General features: G+C 46.0%; 22 protein-coding genes. 7 read left to right on the top strand and 15 right to left on the bottom strand.

Annotation, left to right across the window (positions count from 1 at the left end):
• Window positions 1-89 precede the first annotated feature (89 nt).
• Window positions 90-1,271: an FtsW/RodA/SpoVE family cell cycle protein gene (locus tag ACSW3C_RS19030; RefSeq protein ID WP_486564530.1), complete on the top strand. Its 1,182-nt coding sequence runs from the start codon at window positions 90-92 to the stop codon at window positions 1,269-1,271.
• A 95-nt stretch (window positions 1,272-1,366) separates the two neighbouring features.
• On the opposite strand, the gene ACSW3C_RS19025 is transcribed toward ACSW3C_RS19030, so the two are convergent.
• Complete coding sequence (locus ACSW3C_RS19025) at window positions 1,367-1,510, bottom strand: Lmo0850 family protein (RefSeq protein ID WP_184212283.1); 144 nt, start codon at window positions 1,508-1,510, stop codon at window positions 1,367-1,369.
• A gap of 327 nt (window positions 1,511-1,837) precedes the next feature.
• Here ACSW3C_RS19025 and ACSW3C_RS19020 point away from each other — a divergent pair, with 327 nt between their 5' ends.
• Entirely contained in the window at window positions 1,838-3,013 is a 1,176-nt protein-coding gene (locus ACSW3C_RS19020; protein ID WP_486564529.1) for an MFS transporter, read from the top strand.
• Between the two features lie 52 nt (window positions 3,014-3,065).
• On the opposite strand, the gene ACSW3C_RS19015 is transcribed toward ACSW3C_RS19020, so the two are convergent.
• Together ACSW3C_RS19015 and ACSW3C_RS19010 are read right to left on the bottom strand one after the other, a co-directional pair.
• Window positions 3,066-4,331 carry a S41 family peptidase gene (locus tag ACSW3C_RS19015; RefSeq protein ID WP_486564527.1) on the bottom strand — a complete coding sequence of 422 codons (1,266 nt, stop codon included), beginning with the start codon at window positions 4,329-4,331 and terminating at the stop codon, window positions 3,066-3,068.
• Window positions 4,332-4,350: 19 nt separating this feature from the next.
• Complete coding sequence (locus ACSW3C_RS19010) at window positions 4,351-5,652, bottom strand: MFS transporter (protein ID WP_486564525.1); 1,302 nt, start codon at window positions 5,650-5,652, stop codon at window positions 4,351-4,353.
• Between the two features lie 114 nt (window positions 5,653-5,766).
• Between ACSW3C_RS19010 and ACSW3C_RS19005 the strand changes: the two genes are divergently transcribed.
• Window positions 5,767-6,999: a helix-turn-helix domain-containing protein gene (locus ACSW3C_RS19005; RefSeq protein ID WP_486564523.1), complete on the top strand. Its 1,233-nt coding sequence runs from the start codon at window positions 5,767-5,769 to the stop codon at window positions 6,997-6,999.
• Between the two features lie 39 nt (window positions 7,000-7,038).
• On the opposite strand, the gene ACSW3C_RS19000 is transcribed toward ACSW3C_RS19005, so the two are convergent.
• Window positions 7,039-8,364, bottom strand: coding sequence for an L-cystine transporter (locus tag ACSW3C_RS19000; RefSeq protein ID WP_486564549.1), 1,326 nt, complete (start codon window positions 8,362-8,364; stop codon window positions 7,039-7,041).
• 248 nt (window positions 8,365-8,612) lie between these two features.
• Here ACSW3C_RS19000 and cls point away from each other — a divergent pair, with 248 nt between their 5' ends.
• Window positions 8,613-10,064, top strand: coding sequence for a cardiolipin synthase (gene cls, locus ACSW3C_RS18995; protein WP_486564521.1), 1,452 nt, complete (start codon window positions 8,613-8,615; stop codon window positions 10,062-10,064).
• A gap of 46 nt (window positions 10,065-10,110) precedes the next feature.
• On the opposite strand, the gene ACSW3C_RS18990 is transcribed toward cls, so the two are convergent.
• Window positions 10,111-11,085 carry a M15 family metallopeptidase gene (locus tag ACSW3C_RS18990; RefSeq protein WP_486564519.1) on the bottom strand — a complete coding sequence of 325 codons (975 nt, stop codon included), beginning with the start codon at window positions 11,083-11,085 and terminating at the stop codon, window positions 10,111-10,113.
• Between the two features lie 150 nt (window positions 11,086-11,235).
• Between ACSW3C_RS18990 and ACSW3C_RS18985 the strand changes: the two genes are divergently transcribed.
• Window positions 11,236-12,387, top strand: coding sequence for an MFS transporter (locus ACSW3C_RS18985; RefSeq protein WP_486564517.1), 1,152 nt, complete (start codon window positions 11,236-11,238; stop codon window positions 12,385-12,387).
• A 53-nt stretch (window positions 12,388-12,440) separates the two neighbouring features.
• On the opposite strand, the gene ACSW3C_RS18980 is transcribed toward ACSW3C_RS18985, so the two are convergent.
• The 4 genes from ACSW3C_RS18980 to ACSW3C_RS18965 all read right to left on the bottom strand — a co-directional run bounded on the left by ACSW3C_RS18980 (window position 12,441) and on the right by ACSW3C_RS18965 (window position 14,630).
• Entirely contained in the window at window positions 12,441-12,686 is a 246-nt protein-coding gene (locus ACSW3C_RS18980) for a hypothetical protein (protein ID WP_486564515.1), read from the bottom strand.
• A 50-nt stretch (window positions 12,687-12,736) separates the two neighbouring features.
• Window positions 12,737-13,525 (bottom strand): membrane protein insertase YidC, encoded by a 789-nt coding sequence (gene yidC / locus ACSW3C_RS18975; protein ID WP_486564513.1) that lies wholly within the window; start codon window positions 13,523-13,525, stop codon window positions 12,737-12,739.
• Window positions 13,526-13,709: 184 nt separating this feature from the next.
• Entirely contained in the window at window positions 13,710-14,105 is a 396-nt protein-coding gene (locus ACSW3C_RS18970; RefSeq protein ID WP_486564511.1) for a hypothetical protein, read from the bottom strand.
• A 69-nt stretch (window positions 14,106-14,174) separates the two neighbouring features.
• Window positions 14,175-14,630: a GNAT family N-acetyltransferase gene (locus tag ACSW3C_RS18965; protein WP_486564509.1), complete on the bottom strand. Its 456-nt coding sequence runs from the start codon at window positions 14,628-14,630 to the stop codon at window positions 14,175-14,177.
• 122 nt (window positions 14,631-14,752) lie between these two features.
• On the opposite strand from ACSW3C_RS18965, the gene ACSW3C_RS18960 reads away from it, so the two are divergent.
• Complete coding sequence (locus ACSW3C_RS18960) at window positions 14,753-15,247, top strand: GNAT family N-acetyltransferase (protein WP_238079216.1); 495 nt, start codon at window positions 14,753-14,755, stop codon at window positions 15,245-15,247.
• Window positions 15,248-15,337: 90 nt separating this feature from the next.
• Here the strand turns inward: ACSW3C_RS18960 and ACSW3C_RS18955 are convergent, their stop codons facing one another.
• The 5 genes from ACSW3C_RS18955 to mntR all read right to left on the bottom strand — a co-directional run bounded on the left by ACSW3C_RS18955 (window position 15,338) and on the right by mntR (window position 18,735).
• Window positions 15,338-15,814, bottom strand: coding sequence for a DUF4064 domain-containing protein (locus tag ACSW3C_RS18955; protein ID WP_486564507.1), 477 nt, complete (start codon window positions 15,812-15,814; stop codon window positions 15,338-15,340).
• A gap of 343 nt (window positions 15,815-16,157) precedes the next feature.
• On the bottom strand, window positions 16,158-16,439 hold the full coding sequence (locus tag ACSW3C_RS18950) for a GNAT family N-acetyltransferase (protein WP_238079218.1): 282 nt from the start codon (window positions 16,437-16,439) through the stop codon (window positions 16,158-16,160).
• A 67-nt stretch (window positions 16,440-16,506) separates the two neighbouring features.
• Window positions 16,507-17,343 carry a DUF1002 domain-containing protein gene (locus ACSW3C_RS18945; protein ID WP_486564547.1) on the bottom strand — a complete coding sequence of 279 codons (837 nt, stop codon included), beginning with the start codon at window positions 17,341-17,343 and terminating at the stop codon, window positions 16,507-16,509.
• Window positions 17,344-17,448: 105 nt separating this feature from the next.
• Window positions 17,449-18,306, bottom strand: coding sequence for a CvfB family protein (locus tag ACSW3C_RS18940; protein WP_486564505.1), 858 nt, complete (start codon window positions 18,304-18,306; stop codon window positions 17,449-17,451).
• Between the two features lie 18 nt (window positions 18,307-18,324).
• On the bottom strand, window positions 18,325-18,735 hold the full coding sequence (mntR, locus tag ACSW3C_RS18935) for a transcriptional regulator MntR (protein WP_238079220.1): 411 nt from the start codon (window positions 18,733-18,735) through the stop codon (window positions 18,325-18,327).
• 133 nt (window positions 18,736-18,868) lie between these two features.
• On the opposite strand from mntR, the gene ACSW3C_RS18930 reads away from it, so the two are divergent.
• Entirely contained in the window at window positions 18,869-19,024 is a 156-nt protein-coding gene (locus ACSW3C_RS18930; protein ID WP_238079221.1) for a lmo0937 family membrane protein, read from the top strand.
• A 29-nt stretch (window positions 19,025-19,053) separates the two neighbouring features.
• Here the strand turns inward: ACSW3C_RS18930 and ACSW3C_RS18925 are convergent, their stop codons facing one another.
• A complete protein-coding gene (locus tag ACSW3C_RS18925) occupies window positions 19,054-20,175 on the bottom strand; it encodes a GNAT family N-acetyltransferase (protein WP_486564503.1) in 1,122 nt (373 codons plus the stop codon).
• Window positions 20,176-20,195 lie beyond the last annotated feature (20 nt).

Raw genomic sequence — 20,195 nt, 5'->3', positions numbered from 1 at the left:
TTGGAAAAATTTCATTTGCCATTTGTCGAAGAAATTCCTGTATAATAATTTCTTAGGTTTTCTATCCTCTACTAATAAGGTGACTTCATATGAAATTAGATAATCGACCATCGGACCGATTTGACTGGACCTTGGCCTTTATACTTCTATTATTTGGCGTGATCAGCCTCATCGCCATTTCATCCGCACAGACAACCGGCCAATATAACATCAACTTCATCCCTTCCCAGATTCAATGGTATGCGGTGGGGGCCGTTATTATCGCCTTAACGATGTATTTGGAACCGGAGCAATACAAGAAAGCGGCATGGATCATTTATGGAGGCGGCGTCTTCCTCCTGGCATTATTATATGTCCTGCCAGAGAGTATGGAGCTTGTGGCACGGCGAAATAACGCAAAAAGCTGGTTCCACCTTCCAGGTGTCGGTAGCATCCAGCCTGCCGAATTCATGAAAACGTTCTTCATTATCGGCTTGGCACGGATGATTACGAAGCACCATGAAAAATATTTGGATAAGACGATAAAAAGCGATTTCTTGCTGCTCGGGAAAATACTCGGCCTTCTGCTCATTCCATTATTTTTCATCATGAAGCAGCCTGACCTTGGGACAGGTCTCGTATTTTTAGCTATCACGGCCGCACTGATTGTCGTTGCCGGCATTACATGGCGGATCATCCTCCCGATTTTCGCAGTCGGGGTATCCCTCGGTACAGCAATGCTTTGGATGGCGCTCTACGCGCAAGATTTCCTTTTCAAGCTTGGCTTCCAAAAGTATCAGTTCATGCGGATTTATACGTGGCTTGATCCATATTCCTATGCATCTGACGAGGGCCGCCACTTGATCACATCGCTGAATGCAATTGGCTCAGGTGAGATTTTCGGGAAAGGCTATCAAGGCCGGGAAGTATATGTGCCGGAAAGCCATACCGACTTCATCTTCAGTGTAATTGGCGAGGACTGGGGCTTCATCGGCGCTAGCGTCGTCATCTGTCTATACTTCTTCCTCATTTATCATATGACGAAGATCACACTTGAATTAAAAGACCCTTTCAGTACGTATATTTGTGCGGGCATCATCGCCATGATCACCTTCCATGTGTTCGAGAACATTGGAATGACGATTCAGCTATTGCCGATCACGGGTATCCCGCTTCCTTTCATCAGTTACGGCGGAAGCTCGCTCATGGGGAATATGCTGGCCATCGGACTTGTGTTCAGTATGAAGTTCCATCATCGAACGTATATGTTCAGTTCGAATGATGATGATTGAGGAACCGGCTGTCTTAGGGCAGCCGGTTTTATTATTTGGGAAATCAAAAAAGAAGCAGCCTGTTCGAATTTCTCTTCGAAGCAGACTGCTTTCTTTCACTGTGACTGTATATGCGGGTCTTGTATGGGTGGCGCGAGTGCTTTCAGCATATCCAGACGGGATTTCGTCACGGTAGCCGACACACCGAGTTTCGCCAAATTGGAGATGATCTTTTTCAAGTCAACTTTATCTTTAGCCATCTTTCCACCTCGACCTTTCTGCTTACTGTTTTAGACGTGTTTATCATATGGAAGGTTTCACTGGATGAATGAAAATTGTTCCATTTTATCGTTATCTCCATCATACCACTCCTTGGCACATTTAAATCTTTCAATTATGTTACAATTTTAGGTTTTTTGTAAATGTCTTATACATGGAGCCGATAAAGTCTCCTGTTTTAATTTTTTCCAAGTATGCAGTCAGTTACATTGGATCCTTTTCCATAGTATAGGCGATATTCTTTGTGTATGGATGCGTTCCAGAGTAGAATGACTGTATGAATTGTGTGGAAAGCAGGTAGGTTTTTCATGAAAAAATCGATTGTACTTTTAATGTCTGTTCAATTTTTTGTCTATCTGGGGTTCGGGATCATCATTCCTGTTCTTCCTGAAGTGATTGTCCAGCAGCAGTTGTCCGAAGTCCATGTTGGCGGGCTGTTGACCGTGTATTCGCTCGCTTCGTTTTTCACGGCACCGTTATGGGGTTCCTTATCCGATCGGACAGGCCGGAAGAAATTAATTATGGTCGGGTTGGTCGGATTCAGCTTGAGCTTCTTTCTCTTTGCTTTATTCATTGATAACTTGGCCCTCTTGTATGTATCCCGGATTGTCGGCGGTATTTTCTCAGGCGCCCTTTATACGGCAGTCACCGGCTTTGTCGGGGATATGACGACAGAAGAGAATCGAAACCAGTATATGGGCTTTCTCGGCATGTCAATCGGGTTAGGTTTCATTTTCGGACCGGCTCTCGGCGGAGTGCTTGGGGATATTAGCTTGCAGACGCCATTCCTTACGTCTGGCATCCTGACACTCGTCATCCTGATTTATGCCAGTATCATCTTGCAAGAGCCAGAACGCCTAGGCGAGGCAAATAAACGTGCGCTCCTGCCAAAAGGCGGGCTCGTGTTATGGCAATACCGGATTCGCAATCTGTTTCTGCTGTCGTTCATGGTTACTTTAATACTGGCTGGCATTGAATCAACATTCCAGTTATTCCAGATTTCCAAAATCGATATTACGCCGAAGCAAGTGGGCTATCTGTTCATGGCGAGCGGTTTTGTGGACGCGGCCATTCAAGGCGGCGTTGTACGTCGGGTGAAAAATGGCAGCGAGGCGAAGTGGATTTTAGGGGCGCAGATTGTGACGGCGATCGGGCTGCTCATGATTCCGTTTACCTCCAGCCTATTCTGGGCCGGCTTTTCGCTCAGCGTGTTCACCGCAGGGAATGCTTTGTCACGTACCGTGCTCGTTTCTTTAACATCCAAGGAATCAGGCGGCAAATACGGCACGGCAGCGGGTATGACCTATTCGATGGATAATATGGGACGAATCATTGCACCCATCCTGTTTGCATGGTTGCTCACTCGCATGAACGGCGATATTTATTTTATCTCCGCGGGTCTCGCCATCCTCTCGATTGTCTGGATCGTCCTATTCCGTAAATCAATTAAGTCACTTCGATCCATCGAAGCAACCGCAAATTAAAGACAGACCGCCGGCATCAGGTTCATGCCAGGCGGTCTTTTTTATTCCGTAATTAATATTCAACCGCACATTTTAACATGGCTAATGCCTGCTCTAGGTCCGGGTCACCTGCAATATGATCCGGCGTCCAAGGGATATGAATATGTGGCGTGATGCCAACGCCTGTCATCCCCTCTCCTTTATCGATCCGGGAAAGCCGGGAGGTCGGATACATCAGTGTAAAACCATTCCAACTTGCAGAAGCGAGATTTGCATAATCATTCACCCCAAGTGTCGCCCGGCCGATGACTGTCACTTTGCTCATTTTTTTAACTTGCTCCACAAAAGAATCCCCAGCACTGCCGCATGTATTATCAGTGAGCACAATAATCTCCTTTGGATTCTTTAAGCCTTTGACAAATGTATTCTCTACTGCGCCACCAAAATCAAACTCGACGAAGCCTTTCCCCCGATTCCGTGTCCATTCCCGTTTAATGATGTGTAAGACCTGCCGGAAATGTTCATCTTCCACGTTGTCCAGTTCCTTATCGAGGTCCTGAACAACTCGGTCGCAGCTCGCCTCCGTGCAATTAAATATCATGGTTTCATCGGAATCTCCAAACTCCAATCCCTCTTCCGGCACCAAATACGGTAATAGCGGGAAATAGCTCGCGTCACTTCCCCCATTGTTGACCCGAACATCAATAATCCATTGTTCAGCCGTTTCCAACAGGTTCTTATGCTCTTCCACCAATTTAGCGATCGCATCCGGGTTGGCGAAGTCCGTCATCGTCAGCAGCACGGGTCCCTGCTCTAGACGGCGAAGTGAATATTCAGGCACAAATGGCTTCCTTTCAAACAGTTGAAAGGTAATGTGCTGTTGATTCCCTTCTATGTCTTCTACTACACCTTCTTCATACTGCAATAGAATCGGCGCCCAGTTCTCCCGCTCCGGATGGTTCTCGGACAGCAGCCGACGATGCTTCTCCCGTAATTCGGGAATGCTCATTCCCCCAGCGGAAATCAAACGCATGCCTGGAACTAATCTGTTATCTGAATCTACTTTTGTGATGTAGAGCGCATCTTCAAAACGCCTGACACTGAATCCCCGGGTTTTCGGTTTCTCTACCTGTTCCCCATCCGCTATCATATACAGGTGTTTATCTTTGAAATCAAGCAAGTAATCATTCACCAGATCGAGAAATTCCTTTGATGTAAGGTTCGGCTCCTTCTTCACGTTTTCCAGAAAGGCATCTGGTGCGTCCCATCCCTTTTTATCCAAACAGCCTGCATAATCATTCTGCATAATGTGTACGATCTCTTCTGCGATTTTCAACAATTCCCCATTCCCCCTTGAATTACTGTTCTGTTGCTACGTTTACTTTCACCTTTTTCTTTTCTGCAAGTTCTGGATGAGCCTTCCGAATAACAGATGGACGCGCCATGAACAGGACAACCCCGATTAAGATGGCGCCTGAAACGATCATAATCCATTGGGCCGGAACGAAATCATATAGGAAACCATAGATGACGACACCGAGCGGCATGAGCGCCATTGCCATCGTTTCAAGCAATGCGAATACCCGCCCCTTGAAATCGTCGTCGATTATCTTCTGGAACATAACTTGCATCGGTGTATTGACTATCATTATATTGACACCGAAGCTGAAGATAACAACCAGATAGTAAGCAAAAAAGACGTTAGGATGCATGCTCACGAGCAAAGGCAAAGGAACAATCATGAGCAAAATTCCAAATACGACAATTCCCCATTTTGATACGCGCAGCGGATATTTCACTTCTTTGCGCACCGAGAAATAGACGGACATGAGCAACATCCCTATCGCAGCCGCCCCTTCCACCATACCGAAGCGCGTGGAAACCATTTTCAGCTTTTCAATTAAGATAAAAGAAAAGCCGACTTGGAATGCGCCAAGCAGAAAGTTGATGAATAAGGAGATCCAAATGATCGACATGAGAATCGAATGTTGCCGTAAATAAGAAACTCCCGCTTTCATGCTTTGCCACATTGTTTCTTTCTGTTCTTCTTCCGTCTTTTCCTTCCGATTCGCAAATAGTTTGAAATTCATAGTAGATTCAAGCAAGATTGCCACTGTGGAAGCTGCCATATATACGATCAAGAACGTGTTCATTGAAACGGTTCCATATAGAATCCCTCCGACTGCTGGCCCCCCGATTGCTGCGAAAGAAACGGACATCTGGTTCAAGGACATCGCCCGTTGGATCCGATTTTCGTCAATCAACCCCGTAATGGACGAACTAAACGCTACCGATGAAAATGTCGAAGCCAACGATAACACAACCGTCGTTGCGTAAATTGCAATCAGTGAGAGCCCAGAAGTCAAACTGACCGCCAGCAATCCCCCAATGGCAAGAGTCGAAGCGATTTGCGCCACAATGACAATCGCCTTTCTTGAATACTTATCCGCTGCATAGCCTGCGAACGGAGCGATCAGCGTTCGCGGCAAGATCCCGCAAATAAGATTCATGGCAAAGTTCGTAGCAGACCCCGTTAACTGTAAAATGTAAAAACTGACCGCAAATGCGTACACTTGTGAACCAAATGCAGAAATCATCTTACTCGTTACAAAGGTCCACATATGATAAGTAGCACGTTTCAGTTTCATTGCTTGATCCATTCCATACACCCCATTTATTAAAGTTTAATTTTATTAAACAAATCATAACACGCTCCCTCTTCCCTTTCAAGCAAAAGTTTAATATAATTAAACTATATGAATGAGAATTTGGAGGTGTGCCTGATCGATACACTCGGAGAACGTATACGCACATTGCGCAAGCAGCGTAAAATGACATTAGAAGCATTGGCTGGCGATCAGCTGACGAAGGGCATGCTGAGCTTGATTGAAAACAATAAGGCGAACCCTTCGATGGAGAGCCTGATGTATATCGCTTCACGCTTGGAAGTTGATGTTGCTGTGTTATTGGAAGAGGATAATGCGGTGGAATTGAGAAGGATAATTGAAAAAGCGGATGCTCTATATCATGTGCCATATGATGAAGTAACCGATGAGCACAAGCAGATTATAAAACTAATTGAACCTGTTATGCCAAAGTTAACGAAGAACTATGAATCCGCCCGGCTGTTAGATTTGTTCGGCCGATCTCTATATTTCGAAAAAGACGAAAGCTGGTATGTCTATACAGATCGTGCAGCGGCTATTTACGAGGATCTACATATTATGTACCGAAGGGCAGCAGTCGGTATTTTTCGAGCCATGGCAAAATTCGCTGTTTCCGATTACACCGGGGCTTTGACTACCATGCTGAAAGAACGCAAATATATTGAGTCGACACACTCCTATATAGAGCCGATGACCCGTATCGACTTAGACTATCATGAAGCGATCTTGCATTTTGCCGTCGGTGACTCAGAAACCGCAACGGACGTGATGGAACAGGCTATAAAATATTCGAAAGAGCAACAAGTATTTTATAAAGTGGATCATTTGTATCGACTTGCTGCCATTCAGGCTCTCATGTCATACGACGAGGATAAATTAGAAGAATATACCAATAAATTAATCCATTACTCAAGGTTCATTGATGACGAGGAACCACTGGAGCTCACTCGATTCCTGGAAGTCCATCGATTAACATCCTATCATCACGAGTACGAGAAAGCCCTCGTCCTCATTGAGCAATACTCCGCATCCTTTTTCCATCCAGATGATATGGATAGCCCATATTCCTATTTGGAAAAAGGCAAAGCTTTATTTGGCGTCGGCCGATACGAGGAGTCTATCGAATCGTTTCTTCAGGTGAATGTGATGAGTTACATTAAACACCCGATCGACTTATCACTTTTCTACGAAGGAGAAGCCTACTTAGCGAGAAGCTATGCCGCCATGGGCGATATGGAAAAAGCAAAAGAATGGGCGCAGCGTGCATGGGATCATATTTCTGTCTTGCCTGATTCCCATTATAAAAAATCCGTCCACCAAACATATGAGCAGCTGATGTAAAAAATCCGCAGTTGGCCTAGTGCCTTCTGCGGATTTTGATTATGCTTCGATTGGTTGATTATCCAGTGATTCGTTATACGTTTCTTTATCCAATTCTCCTGTCACTTTCGCTGTCGTCACGCCTGCTGTCATCGCCCCGCTGACGTTGAGCGCCGTCCGTCCCATATCGATGAGAGGTTCAACGGAAATCAACAGACCTGCCAGTGCCACTGGCAAGTTTAATGCCGACAATACGAGGATCGCAGCAAATGTTGCACCGCCGCCGACACCTGCTACACCGAACGAGCTGATGGCCACAATGGCGACCAGTGTGAGCAGGAACATCGGTTCTAATGGATTTTGTCCGACAGTCGGCGCAATCATAACAGCCAGCATGGCTGGATAGATGCCCGCACAGCCGTTTTGCCCGATCGAAAGACCGAATGAACCTGCAAAGTTTGCAATTCCATCCGGCACGCCTAGCCGGTTGGTTTGCGTTTTAATCGTAAGTGGTAATGTACCAGCACTCGATCTTGAAGAAAACGCGAAGAGCAATGCCTCCGAAACTTTCTTCACATACGTGATTGGGTTAAGGCCGGATAGCGTCATAATGAGCAAGTGAATGCCGAACATGACGATCAGGGCCACATAAGAAGCAAGAACGAATTTACCTAGATTGTAGATAGCTCCAAAATCGGAAGTCGCCACCGTCCGTGCGATAATTGCCAAAATGCCATATGGTGTCAAGCGTAGGACGATGCGCACGACACCCATGATTAAGGAGTAGACCGCGTCAATTCCTTTTTTCACAAGCGTAGCGTTCTCTTCGTCTCGCCGAACGAGTGCCAAGTAGGCAAAGCCGAGAAAGGCTGCAAAAATGACAACGCCTATCGTGGAAGTCGGACGTGCACCGGTTAAATCCTGAAACGGATTTGCTGGCAATAAATCAATGATTTGTTCCGGCAACGCACGATCTGCCACAGTAGCAGACGTTTCTTCAATGGAGGCACCGCGTGTTGCTTCTGCTTCACCTTGCACAATATCCGACGCGTCGAGGCCAAAAACTAACGAAGCAGAAATACCGATGATAGCGGCGATGGCCGTAGTTCCGACGAGCATCCCTAAAATGGTCGCCGCTGTTTTACCAAAGTTCTTTCCGATTGTTACTTTCGTAAAGGCTCCAAGTATTGAAATGAAAACAAGTGGCATAACAATCATTTGAAGCAATTTCACATAGCCGGTACCGATGATATTAAACCAAGGCATGGAATCCTTCAAAATGGCCGAGTCCGTACCGTATGCGAAATGCAAGATGAGGCCATAAAGAATCCCAAGCCCTAATCCGGTAAATACCCGTTTTGAAAACGAAACCTTTTTCTGATGCATACGATATAGAATACCGACCAGCAGAAGCAAACCGATTATATTAACTAAAAGCAATAGGGTATCCAACTTCTTTTCCTCCTAAACATCTAATGATAAAAATTACTATAAACCCCTAAAACCAATCAGTCAAGTAGGTTTTAGCGTAGCACAGTGGAAAAGTTGTCATTTGCATTGATTCATAGCCTTCTTATTCCATCATTTTCAGGTATACTGTGTCTTAGGGGATTTCTACAGAAAGGGGGACGCATATGGCTCAATTGATCAGTATTAGTGTTACGGCGATCTTGATCCTGAACATATTCCTGGCGATCGCTCTTATCTTCTTGGAGAGGCGGGATCCAACAGCAACGTGGGCATGGCTTCTCGTATTATTTTTCATACCTTTTTTCGGATTCTTCATCTACCTGCTTCTCGGGCGGCAGTTGAGAGAAAGACAGCTATTCCGCTGGGAAGATCGAGATAAGATCGGAATTGATCAGTTGATCAACTATCAAATCGAGGCGATTGAAAAGGATACTCTTGATTTCCGGCTGGATGATACAGCCCACTACAAAGATATGATTTATTTACATTTGCGCAATAATCATGCAGTTTTAACCCAGGACAATGATGTACAGATTTTCAATGACGGAGCCGTCAAATTCGAATCACTCATCAAGGATTTGGAAGCCGCGAAAGACCATATTCATTTCCAATATTATATTCTAAGATTAGATACGTTAGGAAAACGGATAATGGACATATTAATCCGGAAAGCGAAGCAAGGCGTGAAAGTCCGTGTCCTATTCGACGATATCGGTTCGCGCGGTCTTCACGTGCGGCATTTGAAAGCGCTCGTCGAGGCAGGCGGAGAAGTGGCCGCCTTTTTCCCGGCCATCCTGCCGCTTATCAATCCTCGATTAAACTATCGAAACCACCGGAAGATCGTCGTCATCGACGGCCGCATCGGTTATGTTGGCGGATTTAATGTGGGGGATGAATACCTCGGATTGAACAAGCGTTTCGGCTATTGGCGCGACACCCATCTCCGCATTGAGGGAAGTGCCGTTCATCCATTACAGACACGTTTCATTTTGGATTGGAACCAGGCATCGGAGAAGCATAATATCATTTATGATGAACGCTTATTCCCGGCCATTCCACGCAAAGGATCCGTCGGGCTGCAAATTGTCTCGAGCGGACCGGATGCGGAATGGGAGCAAATTAAAGACGGCTATTTGAAGATGATTTTTCTGGCGAAAGAATATATTTACATCCAGACACCGTACTTTATTCCAGATGTCAGTTTCCTTGATGCTTTGCGGATCGCCTGCCTGTCAGGTGTCGACGTCCGAATTATGATTCCAAACAAGCCGGACCATATGTTTGTATACTGGGCCACTTATTCCAATGTCGGCAAACTGTTGAAAGCTGGCGCCAAAGTATACATTTACGAGAACGGCTTCATCCATTCGAAACAAATTGTAGTGGATGATGAACTGTCGACGGTCGGCACAGCAAATATCGATGTCCGCAGCTTCAAGCTGAACTTTGAGATTAACGCATTTATTTACGATCGAGAAAAATCACATGAGTTGGCAGAGCTGTTTGAACAGGATATGCAATTATCTACAGAATTGACGTACGACATGTATTTGAAGCGATCCCGCGGCATCAAAATTAAAGAATCGGTGTCCCGTTTGCTGTCACCGATTTTATAATCAAAAGACCTCCTTGCTCATTTATCGCAAGGAGGTCTTTTCTGTGTTATTTAACTCCTAAATATTCTTCCAGGGTGATGTTACGGTTGTAAATATCTGTTGCAATGTCTTTGCCAACATAGCGGAAGTGCCATGACTCATGCATATAGCCGGTAATCGCTTCTTTACCTTTTGGATAACGCAAGATGAAGCCATAGCGGTGCGCATTATCGGCAACCCATTTGCCCGCTTCTGTTTCCCCAAACGAGGAGGAAGCCCAGTGGCTTTGATTATTCTCTTCCCCAATATCAAATGCCAGTCCAGTCTGATGCTCGGAGTATCCGGGACGCGCGCTGTAGCGGTCAGCGGCCGCTTTGCCGTCTCTTTTCACATAGCGGTCGTAAAGGGACACTTGATAATCATAGGAGCGGTATGTGCTGAAAGCCGTCAGATTAATATTGGACAGTTTCGCTTCGGCCGCCATTTCATCAAATGCGGCTCTCGCATCCTTGCTTTCTCCTGGTGCATACGTGCTCGGAAGCGGGTACTTTTTATTGGCAATCAAAATTCCATTAATGTATGTCGGTTTGTCAGGGAGCTTTTGTCCTGCGATATACCCGTTATCATCCGTCACAGGTGGTTTCTTCGTTGCATTCGGCTTCGTTTCCGGTTTAGACTCCGTTTTTTGCGTCTCTTTCTTCTCTGGTTTTGCCGGCACAGCTGGTTCAGCAGGCTCTTCCTTTGGCTGTTCCGGCTGTTCCGGCTTCACTTCCTCTGGCTCCCCTGCTTCTTCTGTGCCTTTCGGCTCTTCCTCGGTCACGCCTGACTCTTCAGCCGGTTCTTCTTCCAATTGCGTTGAATCTTCTTGTACTGTCTCCGGTGCTTCTTCCTGTTTCACACCGATCTGCTCCAGGCTTTTTTCAAGATCCCAGTCATTTATCCCAATCCAGACAACTACAGCCGTCATTAGAATGGCTGTCAAAGTCAGCGTAATCGTCAATGTCAGTTTCGACTTCTTTTTATGTTTGGCTCTACGGTTCATTAATCATTTGCCTTCCTTCTGTAGCGATAACTATGTAAAATCTAAATAGGGTGAAGTTCACCTCTTCTAGTCTATCATCATTTCTCTCGGATGTGTGGGCCTGGTGCTATTTTTTTATTACAGTTACGTCGGATTGCGAGGATCTTTTCTATGAATCAACGATGGCTTTCCATGAGCTTTCTAGTCTTCTTTTTCACATGGGGCATCTTTTTGCCGTATTGGACCGGCTGGCTGACTATTGAAAAAGGATTAAGCGTCCCAGCCGCCAGCGCCATCATGGGAGCCGGCATGATAGCACGCTCCTTTTCTACCTTTTTCGTCTTCCCTTTCTTAACAAGAAGGCTGTTTTACATACGCGTCATTAAATGGACCGCGGTTATTTCTTTGTTGCTCACCCTGCTATACATACCTGATTCCTCATACGTACCGCTGCTCATTATCACCGTACTGTTCAGCGCGGTCTATCCGATGATTTTACCTGCAGTCGAAAGCGGAGCTTCCGTTCTTATGCAGCATGAACGGATTCATTATGGGAAAAGCCGGTCGTTCGGTTCGATCGGCTATACGATTGCCCTCTTATTGGTCGGTGCAGCGACCGCCATTTGGAGCGAGCGCGCCATCTTATTTTTAATGATTGGCGGTTTGATCACGATGGTCCTTTTCTTCATGCGGACCGGTCCTGTTGTTTTGGATGCAATGCCAAAACGAATCGCAGTACGGCAACCAGATGCCGGCCTCCGTGCACTCTTCAAGACATCCGGCTTTTTGCCCGTCATCATCCTGGCCATTCTGTTGCAAGGCGCCCACGCCTCTTACTACAATTACGGATTCATCTTTTTGGATGATCTTGGCGTCAACGGCTTTTTTATCGGCATCATCTTGAATATCGCGGTTCTTTTTGAAATTCTTTTCTTCACAAGAGCGGATCGCTTACTGGAGAACGTTAAGGTATCTAATATGTTCATCATCGCGGCCATCGGTTCATCTACACGCTGGCTGCTCATCTACCTGTTTCCGACAACAGCTGTGTTTATCGGGACTCAAGTACTCCACTCACTGTCTTTTGGGGTGGCGCATTACGCATTTATCCAGTTTTTATCAAAGAGGCTGCCGCATACTCAGATCGCCACGGCCCAAGGTTTTTACGCAGCCGTAGCTATGAGTCTTAGTACAGCGCTTCTCACTTTCCCGGCAGGCGTGTTGTATGACATGTCGCCAGGCATCGCCTTCCTCGGAATGATGGTCTGTTCCGTACCTGCTCTGGCCATAGCATGGGCCAACCGAAAACAGTTGGATCGCTGACAAAGAAAAAGGACGTTCTCCTTGGAATTCGGTTCCAAGAGATCGCCCTTTTTTTATGTGATGATCAATACAAGAATAACGAAGAATGCCAGTCCAAAAACGATAGCCAGCCAGCGCATCCATCTGGACTCTTTCTCCAGCCCCTGTTTCTTGAAGGACACCGCTCGGTAAGCATTGGTCATCGCAAACAACACCATCATCGATAAGATGGCAAAATCCAGATTCAGTTTAATGATAAAAAATAGGGACGTTAAGGCAGCAATGGCAATTGCGATTCCCAATACCCGTTTAGCATTCAATTTCCATCCCTCCAAAAAGGCTGGAGATCGCTCTCCAGCCAAGTTTCAACTTATTTCTTTTCTTCTGTTGCAGCACCCGGCGTGACTTCTTTGTAATAGAACTTGCGGCCCAAGTAAGTTTGGAACACAAGCAAAAGTCCACCGATTGTCCAGTAAAGCGGCAATGCCGCCATTGCTTTGAATGAAATGAACATAATCATGATTGGTGACATGTAGATGAACAATTTCATTTGTTGTTTCTGCTGCTCTGGCATTGTCCAGAGAGATACGCGTGCCTGTACGAAATAAACAGCACCCGCGATAAACATCATGATCAAATCGGGTTGACCGAGCTGGAACCAGAGGAATTGGTGATCTTTCACTTCTGGCGGCGCGTAAAGAATGGCGAAATACAAGCCCATGATGATCGGCATCTGGATGATCAACGGTAGACAGCCCATATTTAAAGGATTGACGCCATGCTTCGAGTATAGCCCCATCATCTCTTGCTGCAATTTCATCTGCTCGTCCTTGTCCTGCTTTTCACGAGCCACTTTCAGACGCTTTTGAATGTCTTCCATTTCCGGACGAAGCGCATCCATCTTCACTTTCATTTCTTGCTGGGACTTATAGTTTCTAAGCATCAGCGGCATGAGGATCAGACGAACACCAACGGTTATTAGGACGATGGCAAGGCCGTAGCTGCCATTGAACGTCTCTCCTAAGTAATGCAGGAGCCACTCCATCGGTTTGACGAAAATATTATAAAATGTGCCTTCCTGATTTTGTACCCCGGCACAGCCACTCAGAAAAACGGCGGCGGTTGTTAATATTGTGAATAGACCAATTCTTTTTTTCAATAGATTCACCTTCACTAATTTAAGCTACAGAAAATTATACAGGAAAACCGCCGTCAATACCAATGAATCTTCCCTCTCCTTCTGCAAATCATTCACCTCCTCGTGTCCATTCCCGCTCTGGCAAGGTTTATCTGGGCCGTATCCATAAAAAAATACGCCCCCTTTTTACAGGAAGCGTACTTTGTTATTCATCCTTTTTGGTATCAGACGAATTGGTTTCGTCTTGATTGTCTGTTTTGGAATCCGTGTCAGTCAGATTAGCTGTCTGCTTTTTCCGGTAGAGGCCGTCCTCCTCGGATTCTTTGGATTTATCTTCTACTTCTTGGTTATAGTAATGGACACTCGTCTGGGAGCCCTCACTCACCATTTTATTGTCTTGCAAATCATACGGATCCGAATGGCCAGGTTTTGTCGCATCGGACCGGTTCAATTTTTGCGTATTAATGAACGACTCCACTTTCGTCTTCATATTATTAAAGGCGACTTGGGCTTTATCCCGGTTTTCTTTTTTACTGAAATACGCATATGCACCTGCTGCGATAGTCGCTAGCAATAAACCATTTCCACGTTTTCGTGCCATGCCGATCACTCCTCATCTTTAATCGTTATATTATAGAACTAGTATACCCTATTCCAAGCATTTAAAAACTTATGAGTCTTCTCCAGCCTCCCAGACCATATCGATATGGGGAATGCCATCTTCATCATAAGGCTCGGATATGGCTGCAAATCCATGACCTTCGTAGAAGTCTTTCAGATGAAATTGCGCTTGCAGCCGGATTTGCCCAGGCGCCCATTCTGATGCAGACCGGGCCAGGGCTTTTTTCATTAATTCGTGGCCGAGTCCGGTCCCCCGCCGATCCGCCCGGACGATCACCCTTCCGATGGATGGCGCGTCATATTTCACGCCTGGCGGGAGCAGGCGTGCGTAGGCAGCAATGCCGTGAGAATCTCTCCCAATAATATGGATTGCCTCCATATCCAGTCCATCCAGCTCCGGATAGGCGCAGCATTGTTCAACGACAAACACATCCACACGAAGTCGCAGCATATCGTATACTTCTCTTCCATCCATCTGGCTAAGCATTTGGCAGTTCCACTCCATATTCTCACTCTTCCTTCCTATCATGACTAATAAGAAATATTTATTTCATTATGATTACAAGCATAGTTTCTGAATCTATTATTTGTTATGATAGCAGAAAGGATTGCTGAGGTGACAGTGACATGATTCGACCGATGACGGCCGAAGATATCGGCCATGTACAGCAAATAGCACGCATTACATGGAATGAAACGTATCAAGGGATCATTCCGGAAGACATTCAATTGAACTTCCTTTCCCGCACCTATTCTCACGCCATGTTGCAAAAACGCATGGAAAAGACTTGTGTCCTTATTGCCGAATGCGAAGGTGTACCAATCGGATTCCTCAATTATACGAAAGAGGATGAAGATGGAGATTCTGAATTGACAGCGATGTACATACTTCCTGATTACCAGCAAGCAGGCTTTGGCAAACAGCTGATGGAGTATGCCCTCCATTCACTGCGTACGGCCAAGCAGCTGTTCGTTTACGTCGACGGCCGCAACGAAATGGCACGGGCTTTCTATGAGAAACAAGGCTTTCAGCTGCTCGATGAATTCGATGAGTATTTCGAAGGTTTCCCAGTCGTAACCGCCCAATATGTTTATTATATACACGAACCGATTCTTGTATAATCGGACTCTGCGCCTCTCCTTCCCCGGGGAGGCGTTTTTATTGTCTTACGACAAAAAAACGCTTTCCCCCTTTTGGAGGAAAGCGCCGTCTTATAGTGGTCGCATTGTATCGGAGTTTTCGTTATACGCCGAATCCATAATCGGCTCATCTTGAAGCGGCGGCTTCTTTGTGAAGCAAAGGATACCTGCCACATACAGCAAGATGGAAGACAGTGAAAGTACTCCGCCTAACAAACCTGCGATGATAAACATGATCCCGGCCAATTTTGCGTTTTTATTGTTCCAAATATTGACGATCCCGATGATATTCAGCACTAGACTGATCAGTAAAGCGATGATAATCAGCCAGATAACACCGCCGAGAATATCGAAAATATTGAAGAACATTTCCACGTCTTGTGGTGTAAAGGCTGGATCACTAAGAAGCTCCATTTCCACTTCACTTCTGAACGTCGGGTCACTCGTAATTAATTTCAGAATGCCAACGCCGAAGAATGCTCCGATGGTCCCGAGGGCTGTCAGGACGACCGCAATAATAGATAATACCTTTTCCGCTGTGCGATTCATGATTCCACTTCCTTCTTATAAAGTTTATGCACACCAATTATACGTCATCCAACGCTGGAAGTTTCGCTTTTTTTATTTTTCGGGTAGAACGTTTCATATTTTCGGAGAAAGGGTATAAAACAACTAGTAGAAAAATCACCTTTTGAAGCGAAAGGAGAGCATGGAAATGGGTAAAAACATACCATTCACTCAGACGGACATGCTTTATACCGTCGCAGGGGCATCCATCTTGACGAGTATTGTGTACTTCGTCACACTGGCTTGGGGATTATGATGCAGTCACTTTTTGCATTTCGGACATAGAAGAAGGCGATTCCGCTAAAAGGGAACCGCCTTCTTTTTATTATGCTTTTACATCCTCGTATTCTTTGTACCGTTCAAATGCAGTGACGACATAGGAGCAGACCGCTTCCATCCGATACTCATGCTCGCGTGCATATTCCGCCGCACGGTCAAGCAGTTTTTTCGCTACGCCTTGCCCTCGCAAGTCCTGTGAAACAAATGTATGATCCATCACCATGACATCTCCGAGCATGGTCCACGTAATTTCCGCCTGCATCTTACCATCTTTCTTCAGTTGAAAAGCAAATGCATCTCCGCCTAATTCCGCGAATTCAAAACTCATCATACCACTCCTTTTCACTAGTGTACCGATGGAGAGAAAACGTTGTCAATCAATTGTTACTATGCTTTTATTGGAACCATGATTTAATTGAATCGAATAAATCCGTGAAGAATTGCTTCACTTTATCCCAGAAACCAGGATCAATGTCACCCAGTTTTTCTTTGATCGTTGCCGCCATATCATTCAACTGCTCAGATAATTTATTGAAATCAATATCCAAATTCCGAATACGGTCCATCAAATCAATTAGCAGCTGACGGTCCGCGTCGCTCAACTCAATGTTCAACTTTTTCAATTGCTCATTGACGATCTTTTCAACTTCTTCTTTTGTAGCCGGTTTGTTTTCGGCAATCTGTTTTTTAATTTCCGTCAACAATTCCGCGACTTTATCCTCATCAATGCCATTACCTGAAAACTTCGTTGCCAGGCTCAATTCATCGTTCGCAACGTCCGTCCGTTCCGTATCAAGTTTTTCTCCTGACACCTCGTACGCTTTATAGATCCCGACAAGCGCCGAATGGCCGGTTACCGCTTTTGGTGCCGCCACTTCTACGACCGCATCCTCGATGCCCGCAGTCAACATGGCCGTCGCATACATATCAGACGTCACTTGCGTAATATTACCTGGCGTGACAATGGAAATCTGCAAACCTTTCCCTGCATCTTTCCGCGTAATTTTGGCCGAAGAATACATACGCGCCTTCGGATCGCCGTCTTTAATATATTTAACCAAATCGGATCCATCGACGAGAATTTCTTCGACTTCCGCTTCTTCTTCAACCTTCAGGCTCTTCTTAACGCTCTCTTTTTCCGCGTCAGACAGATTGGCGCCATACACGACGACCGGTACCCCTAATTTTTCATCCACCGCTTTTTCAGCTTGCGCGGATGATGTTATGAACATCCCGCAAAATAGTAAACTTGCCGCCATGATCGCTGTTAATCGTTTCATAGACCAGTGCCCCTCCTTATCTATCGATTAGTACGATATGGATATAAAAAAGTTCCCTCACTTCAGATGGGTCCATCCATCCTCTTGGCTGATCCGCCGTTCTTTCATCAATTTCCCAAGCGCTCTTTTAAAAGCAGCTTTGCTGATGCCGAACATTTCTTGGATTTCTTCTGGGGTTGATTTATCCCCGAACGGCATTTTCCCGCCGACTTCGTTTAGGTAATCCAGAATGGCCTGTGCGTCATCCCCTAGCCGATCTTGTTTACGCGGCAATAATGAGCCGTTCAAGGTGCCATCATCCCGGACGCCGATAATGCGGACATCCACTTCTTCACCGAGACGTGGCTCGTGTTCCCGTTCCGTCTGATGGATGAAAATTCGATAAAGCTCCGGCTGGCTTAACAGGAACGACCCGACAGGCAGCAAGCGGTATGCCCTCGCCTTCAGGTTTTGATTGCGAAGCGATTCCGGCGCATCGGCAATCAATTCCTGGACCCGTTCTTCCGTTGCCAGTCTGCCGAAAATGGTGCCGCCGAGATCCGTGCGCAATGTCATGAACAATTCGTCATTCACTTGTGGCCAAAGTGATTTAAGCCGTGGCAGATCTGCGCGGTTAATAAGCACTTCAAAGGAAGAGCCGATATCGACATATGCGCCTTCCTTCTCGTCCAAACGTATGACACGAGCCCAACCGAACGTGTCGCATGTCATGTTCGGTATGCTTGCCGTCGCTGCAAGCTCTCCGCGCCGATTTTTATAGAGAAAGACATCAATCTGATCGCCTGCCTCAATAGACGCTTCCAGTTCGGATGCGTTCAGCATGATCTCTGTTCCGTTCCCGTCCAGCACCCAGCGAGACCCTTCACTCCGCAGCACTGTTAGCGCCGTAATATAACCTGATTGTAATTGTTCCAAATGTATCCGATCCTTCCGTCAAGTGGATTGCTTCTCTTTCATTTTGCGGACAAACTCCTCATCTTCCTCCATCGCCTCGACCAAATCTGTAATCCGATCCATCGCGTTCCAGCTCAGATGATGTTCAATCCCTTCCACATCTCTGTAGATATTCTCTTCATCAACACCGATCAGACGCAGAAACTGTTCTAGCAATTCGTGGCGGTGAACCAGTTTCTTGCCGAACTTCATTCCTTTCTCTGTCAGCTCCAGCCCTCTGTATCGCTCATAGACAAGATACCCTTCCCGGTCCAGGCGCTGTGCCATTTTCGTTACAGATGAAGGGAGTACCGCTAGTGCTTCGGCGACATCTGAAACACGCGCTTCTCCTCGTGCCTCATATTGTAAATAAATCTGTTCGATATAGTCTTCCATACTAGGTGTTGCCACTCTGTCACCCCCTATGCTATGTACCTTTCCCTTCCTGCCGACGATTGAACCTCCGCTGACGACCTTGCCGTCCCTGTTTACATTTCCTTCAATCGGGGTAAATTCAAAATACCAACTCAAAGGAGTGAATAATATGGGTAAAGTATTATGGTTTATCATCGTACTTTTACTAGCTTTCTGGATCATCGGTTTTGCAATGAAAATCGGCGGAGGGCTAATTCATCTATTACTTATCATTGCCGGAATCATCTTTGTCATTCAACTTTTGACCGGACGACGATCAGTGTAGCGGAAAGGATGCCTTTATAGGCATCCTTTTCATTTTGAATCTATTTCTATTTTCGCATAGATGCACGTATTTCGTAACTGTTTTCCGTCGGCAGACAATGAATCTTGGTGCAGGAGGCCTTCCAGCTGATAACCTGCCCGCTCGGCAACCGACCGGCTTCTTATATTTTCTTCATCACAGCGAATTTCCACCCGGTTGGCCCCGAGCTCCTCAAATGCAAAACGGGTAATCCGTTTTACCGCTTCGGTCATATAACCGTGCCCTTCAAATCTGGAATCAATCCAATAGCCGATTTCAAACTTCGGTATTTTCCAATTAATACGATGCAAACCAGAAGAGCCAATGAATTCTCCTGTTTCTTTCGAAAACAGATGGAGTCGCAAATCCTCTCTCGTTATGAAATCTGCAATCGATTTTCGCAAACTTTCCTCAACTGTCGCCAGTTCTGGCATGGACTGCGCCCAAATCATCCATTCCCGTAAGGCAGGCAATGAATTACGCTGCGCATTCCACACATCCAGTGCATCTCCCATATCGGGCATCCGGATAATCAGCCGTTCCGATTCGAAACGATCCGGAAAACTCGGTATCCGTTTCACACCGATTTTCTTGCTGAATTGCTCATCTTCCCACTGGACGGGCGTCGTCGTGCCCGCAAGGAAATCCTCGCGAGTCATTCCATACGTCACCGCATCATAATAGGAATTCTCCTTCGGCGAAAACCAAGCGTTCCGCAAATGAGCCTCTTTGACGAACCCAGCCCGTTCGAACGTCTTCCGCATCGCCAAGTTATCCTGTCTCGTATGCCCCTCCAGCCGGATTTTATCTTCGGGAAGACCAAAAACGTATTCCGTAACGAGCCGTAACGCTTTTGGCCCGTATCCGAATCCACGGTATCGATCCGCAATCCGTAAATCAAAAAGCGGTATTTCATCCTGCAGATCATAAATTTTGACGATGCCGACTATATCTCCAGTTTCATTCTCCACCCAGAATGTTTTCACCTCATCGGATTCATAGCCGCCCTCTTCAATCGTCTTCTCAATCAAATCCCGTTCCAAATGGGCATTGCCATGGAACGGCCATGTATTCGTCGTCAAAAAATGAATCAGCTGCTCCTGTTCCTCGATCGTCCATTCTCTCAATTGCATTGCCTATCCCTCCGTCTCTC

The sequence above is a fragment of the Sporosarcina sp. AD_1 genome (assembly GCF_057373025.1).
This window is presented reverse-complemented; position numbering and strand designations above follow the sequence as displayed.

Bases quoted from the DNA above. Each gene is read 5' to 3' on its own strand.
- ACSW3C_RS19000 (WP_486564549.1), bottom strand. From the start codon at position 8,364: ATGCATCAGAAAAAGGTTTCGTTTTCAAAACGGGTATTTACCGGATTA.
- ACSW3C_RS18990 (WP_486564519.1), bottom strand. From the start codon at position 11,085: ATGAACCGTAGAGCCAAACATAAAAAGAAGTCGAAACTGACATTGACG.
- ACSW3C_RS18970 (WP_486564511.1), bottom strand. From the start codon at position 14,105: ATGGCACGAAAACGTGGAAATGGTTTATTGCTAGCGACTATCGCAGCA.
- ACSW3C_RS18945 (WP_486564547.1), bottom strand. From the start codon at position 17,343: ATGTTCATAACATCATCCGCGCAAGCTGAAAAAGCGGTGGATGAAAAA.
- ACSW3C_RS18925 (WP_486564503.1), bottom strand. From the start codon at position 20,175: ATGCAATTGAGAGAATGGACGATCGAGGAACAGGAGCAGCTGATTCAT.
- ACSW3C_RS19010 (WP_486564525.1), bottom strand. From the start codon at position 5,652: ATGGATCAAGCAATGAAACTGAAACGTGCTACTTATCATATGTGGACC.
- ACSW3C_RS18985 (WP_486564517.1), top strand. From the start codon at position 11,236: ATGAATCAACGATGGCTTTCCATGAGCTTTCTAGTCTTCTTTTTCACA.
- cls (WP_486564521.1), top strand. From the start codon at position 8,613: ATGGCTCAATTGATCAGTATTAGTGTTACGGCGATCTTGATCCTGAAC.
- ACSW3C_RS19025 (WP_184212283.1), bottom strand. From the start codon at position 1,510: ATGGCTAAAGATAAAGTTGACTTGAAAAAGATCATCTCCAATTTGGCG.
- ACSW3C_RS18950 (WP_238079218.1), bottom strand. From the start codon at position 16,439: ATGAGTTTTGAATTCGCGGAATTAGGCGGAGATGCATTTGCTTTTCAA.
- ACSW3C_RS19020 (WP_486564529.1), top strand. From the start codon at position 1,838: ATGAAAAAATCGATTGTACTTTTAATGTCTGTTCAATTTTTTGTCTAT.
- ACSW3C_RS18965 (WP_486564509.1), bottom strand. From the start codon at position 14,630: ATGGAGTGGAACTGCCAAATGCTTAGCCAGATGGATGGAAGAGAAGTA.
- ACSW3C_RS19030 (WP_486564530.1), top strand. From the start codon at position 90: ATGAAATTAGATAATCGACCATCGGACCGATTTGACTGGACCTTGGCC.
- ACSW3C_RS18960 (WP_238079216.1), top strand. From the start codon at position 14,753: ATGATTCGACCGATGACGGCCGAAGATATCGGCCATGTACAGCAAATA.
- ACSW3C_RS18930 (WP_238079221.1), top strand. From the start codon at position 18,869: ATGGGTAAAGTATTATGGTTTATCATCGTACTTTTACTAGCTTTCTGG.
- ACSW3C_RS18955 (WP_486564507.1), bottom strand. From the start codon at position 15,814: ATGAATCGCACAGCGGAAAAGGTATTATCTATTATTGCGGTCGTCCTG.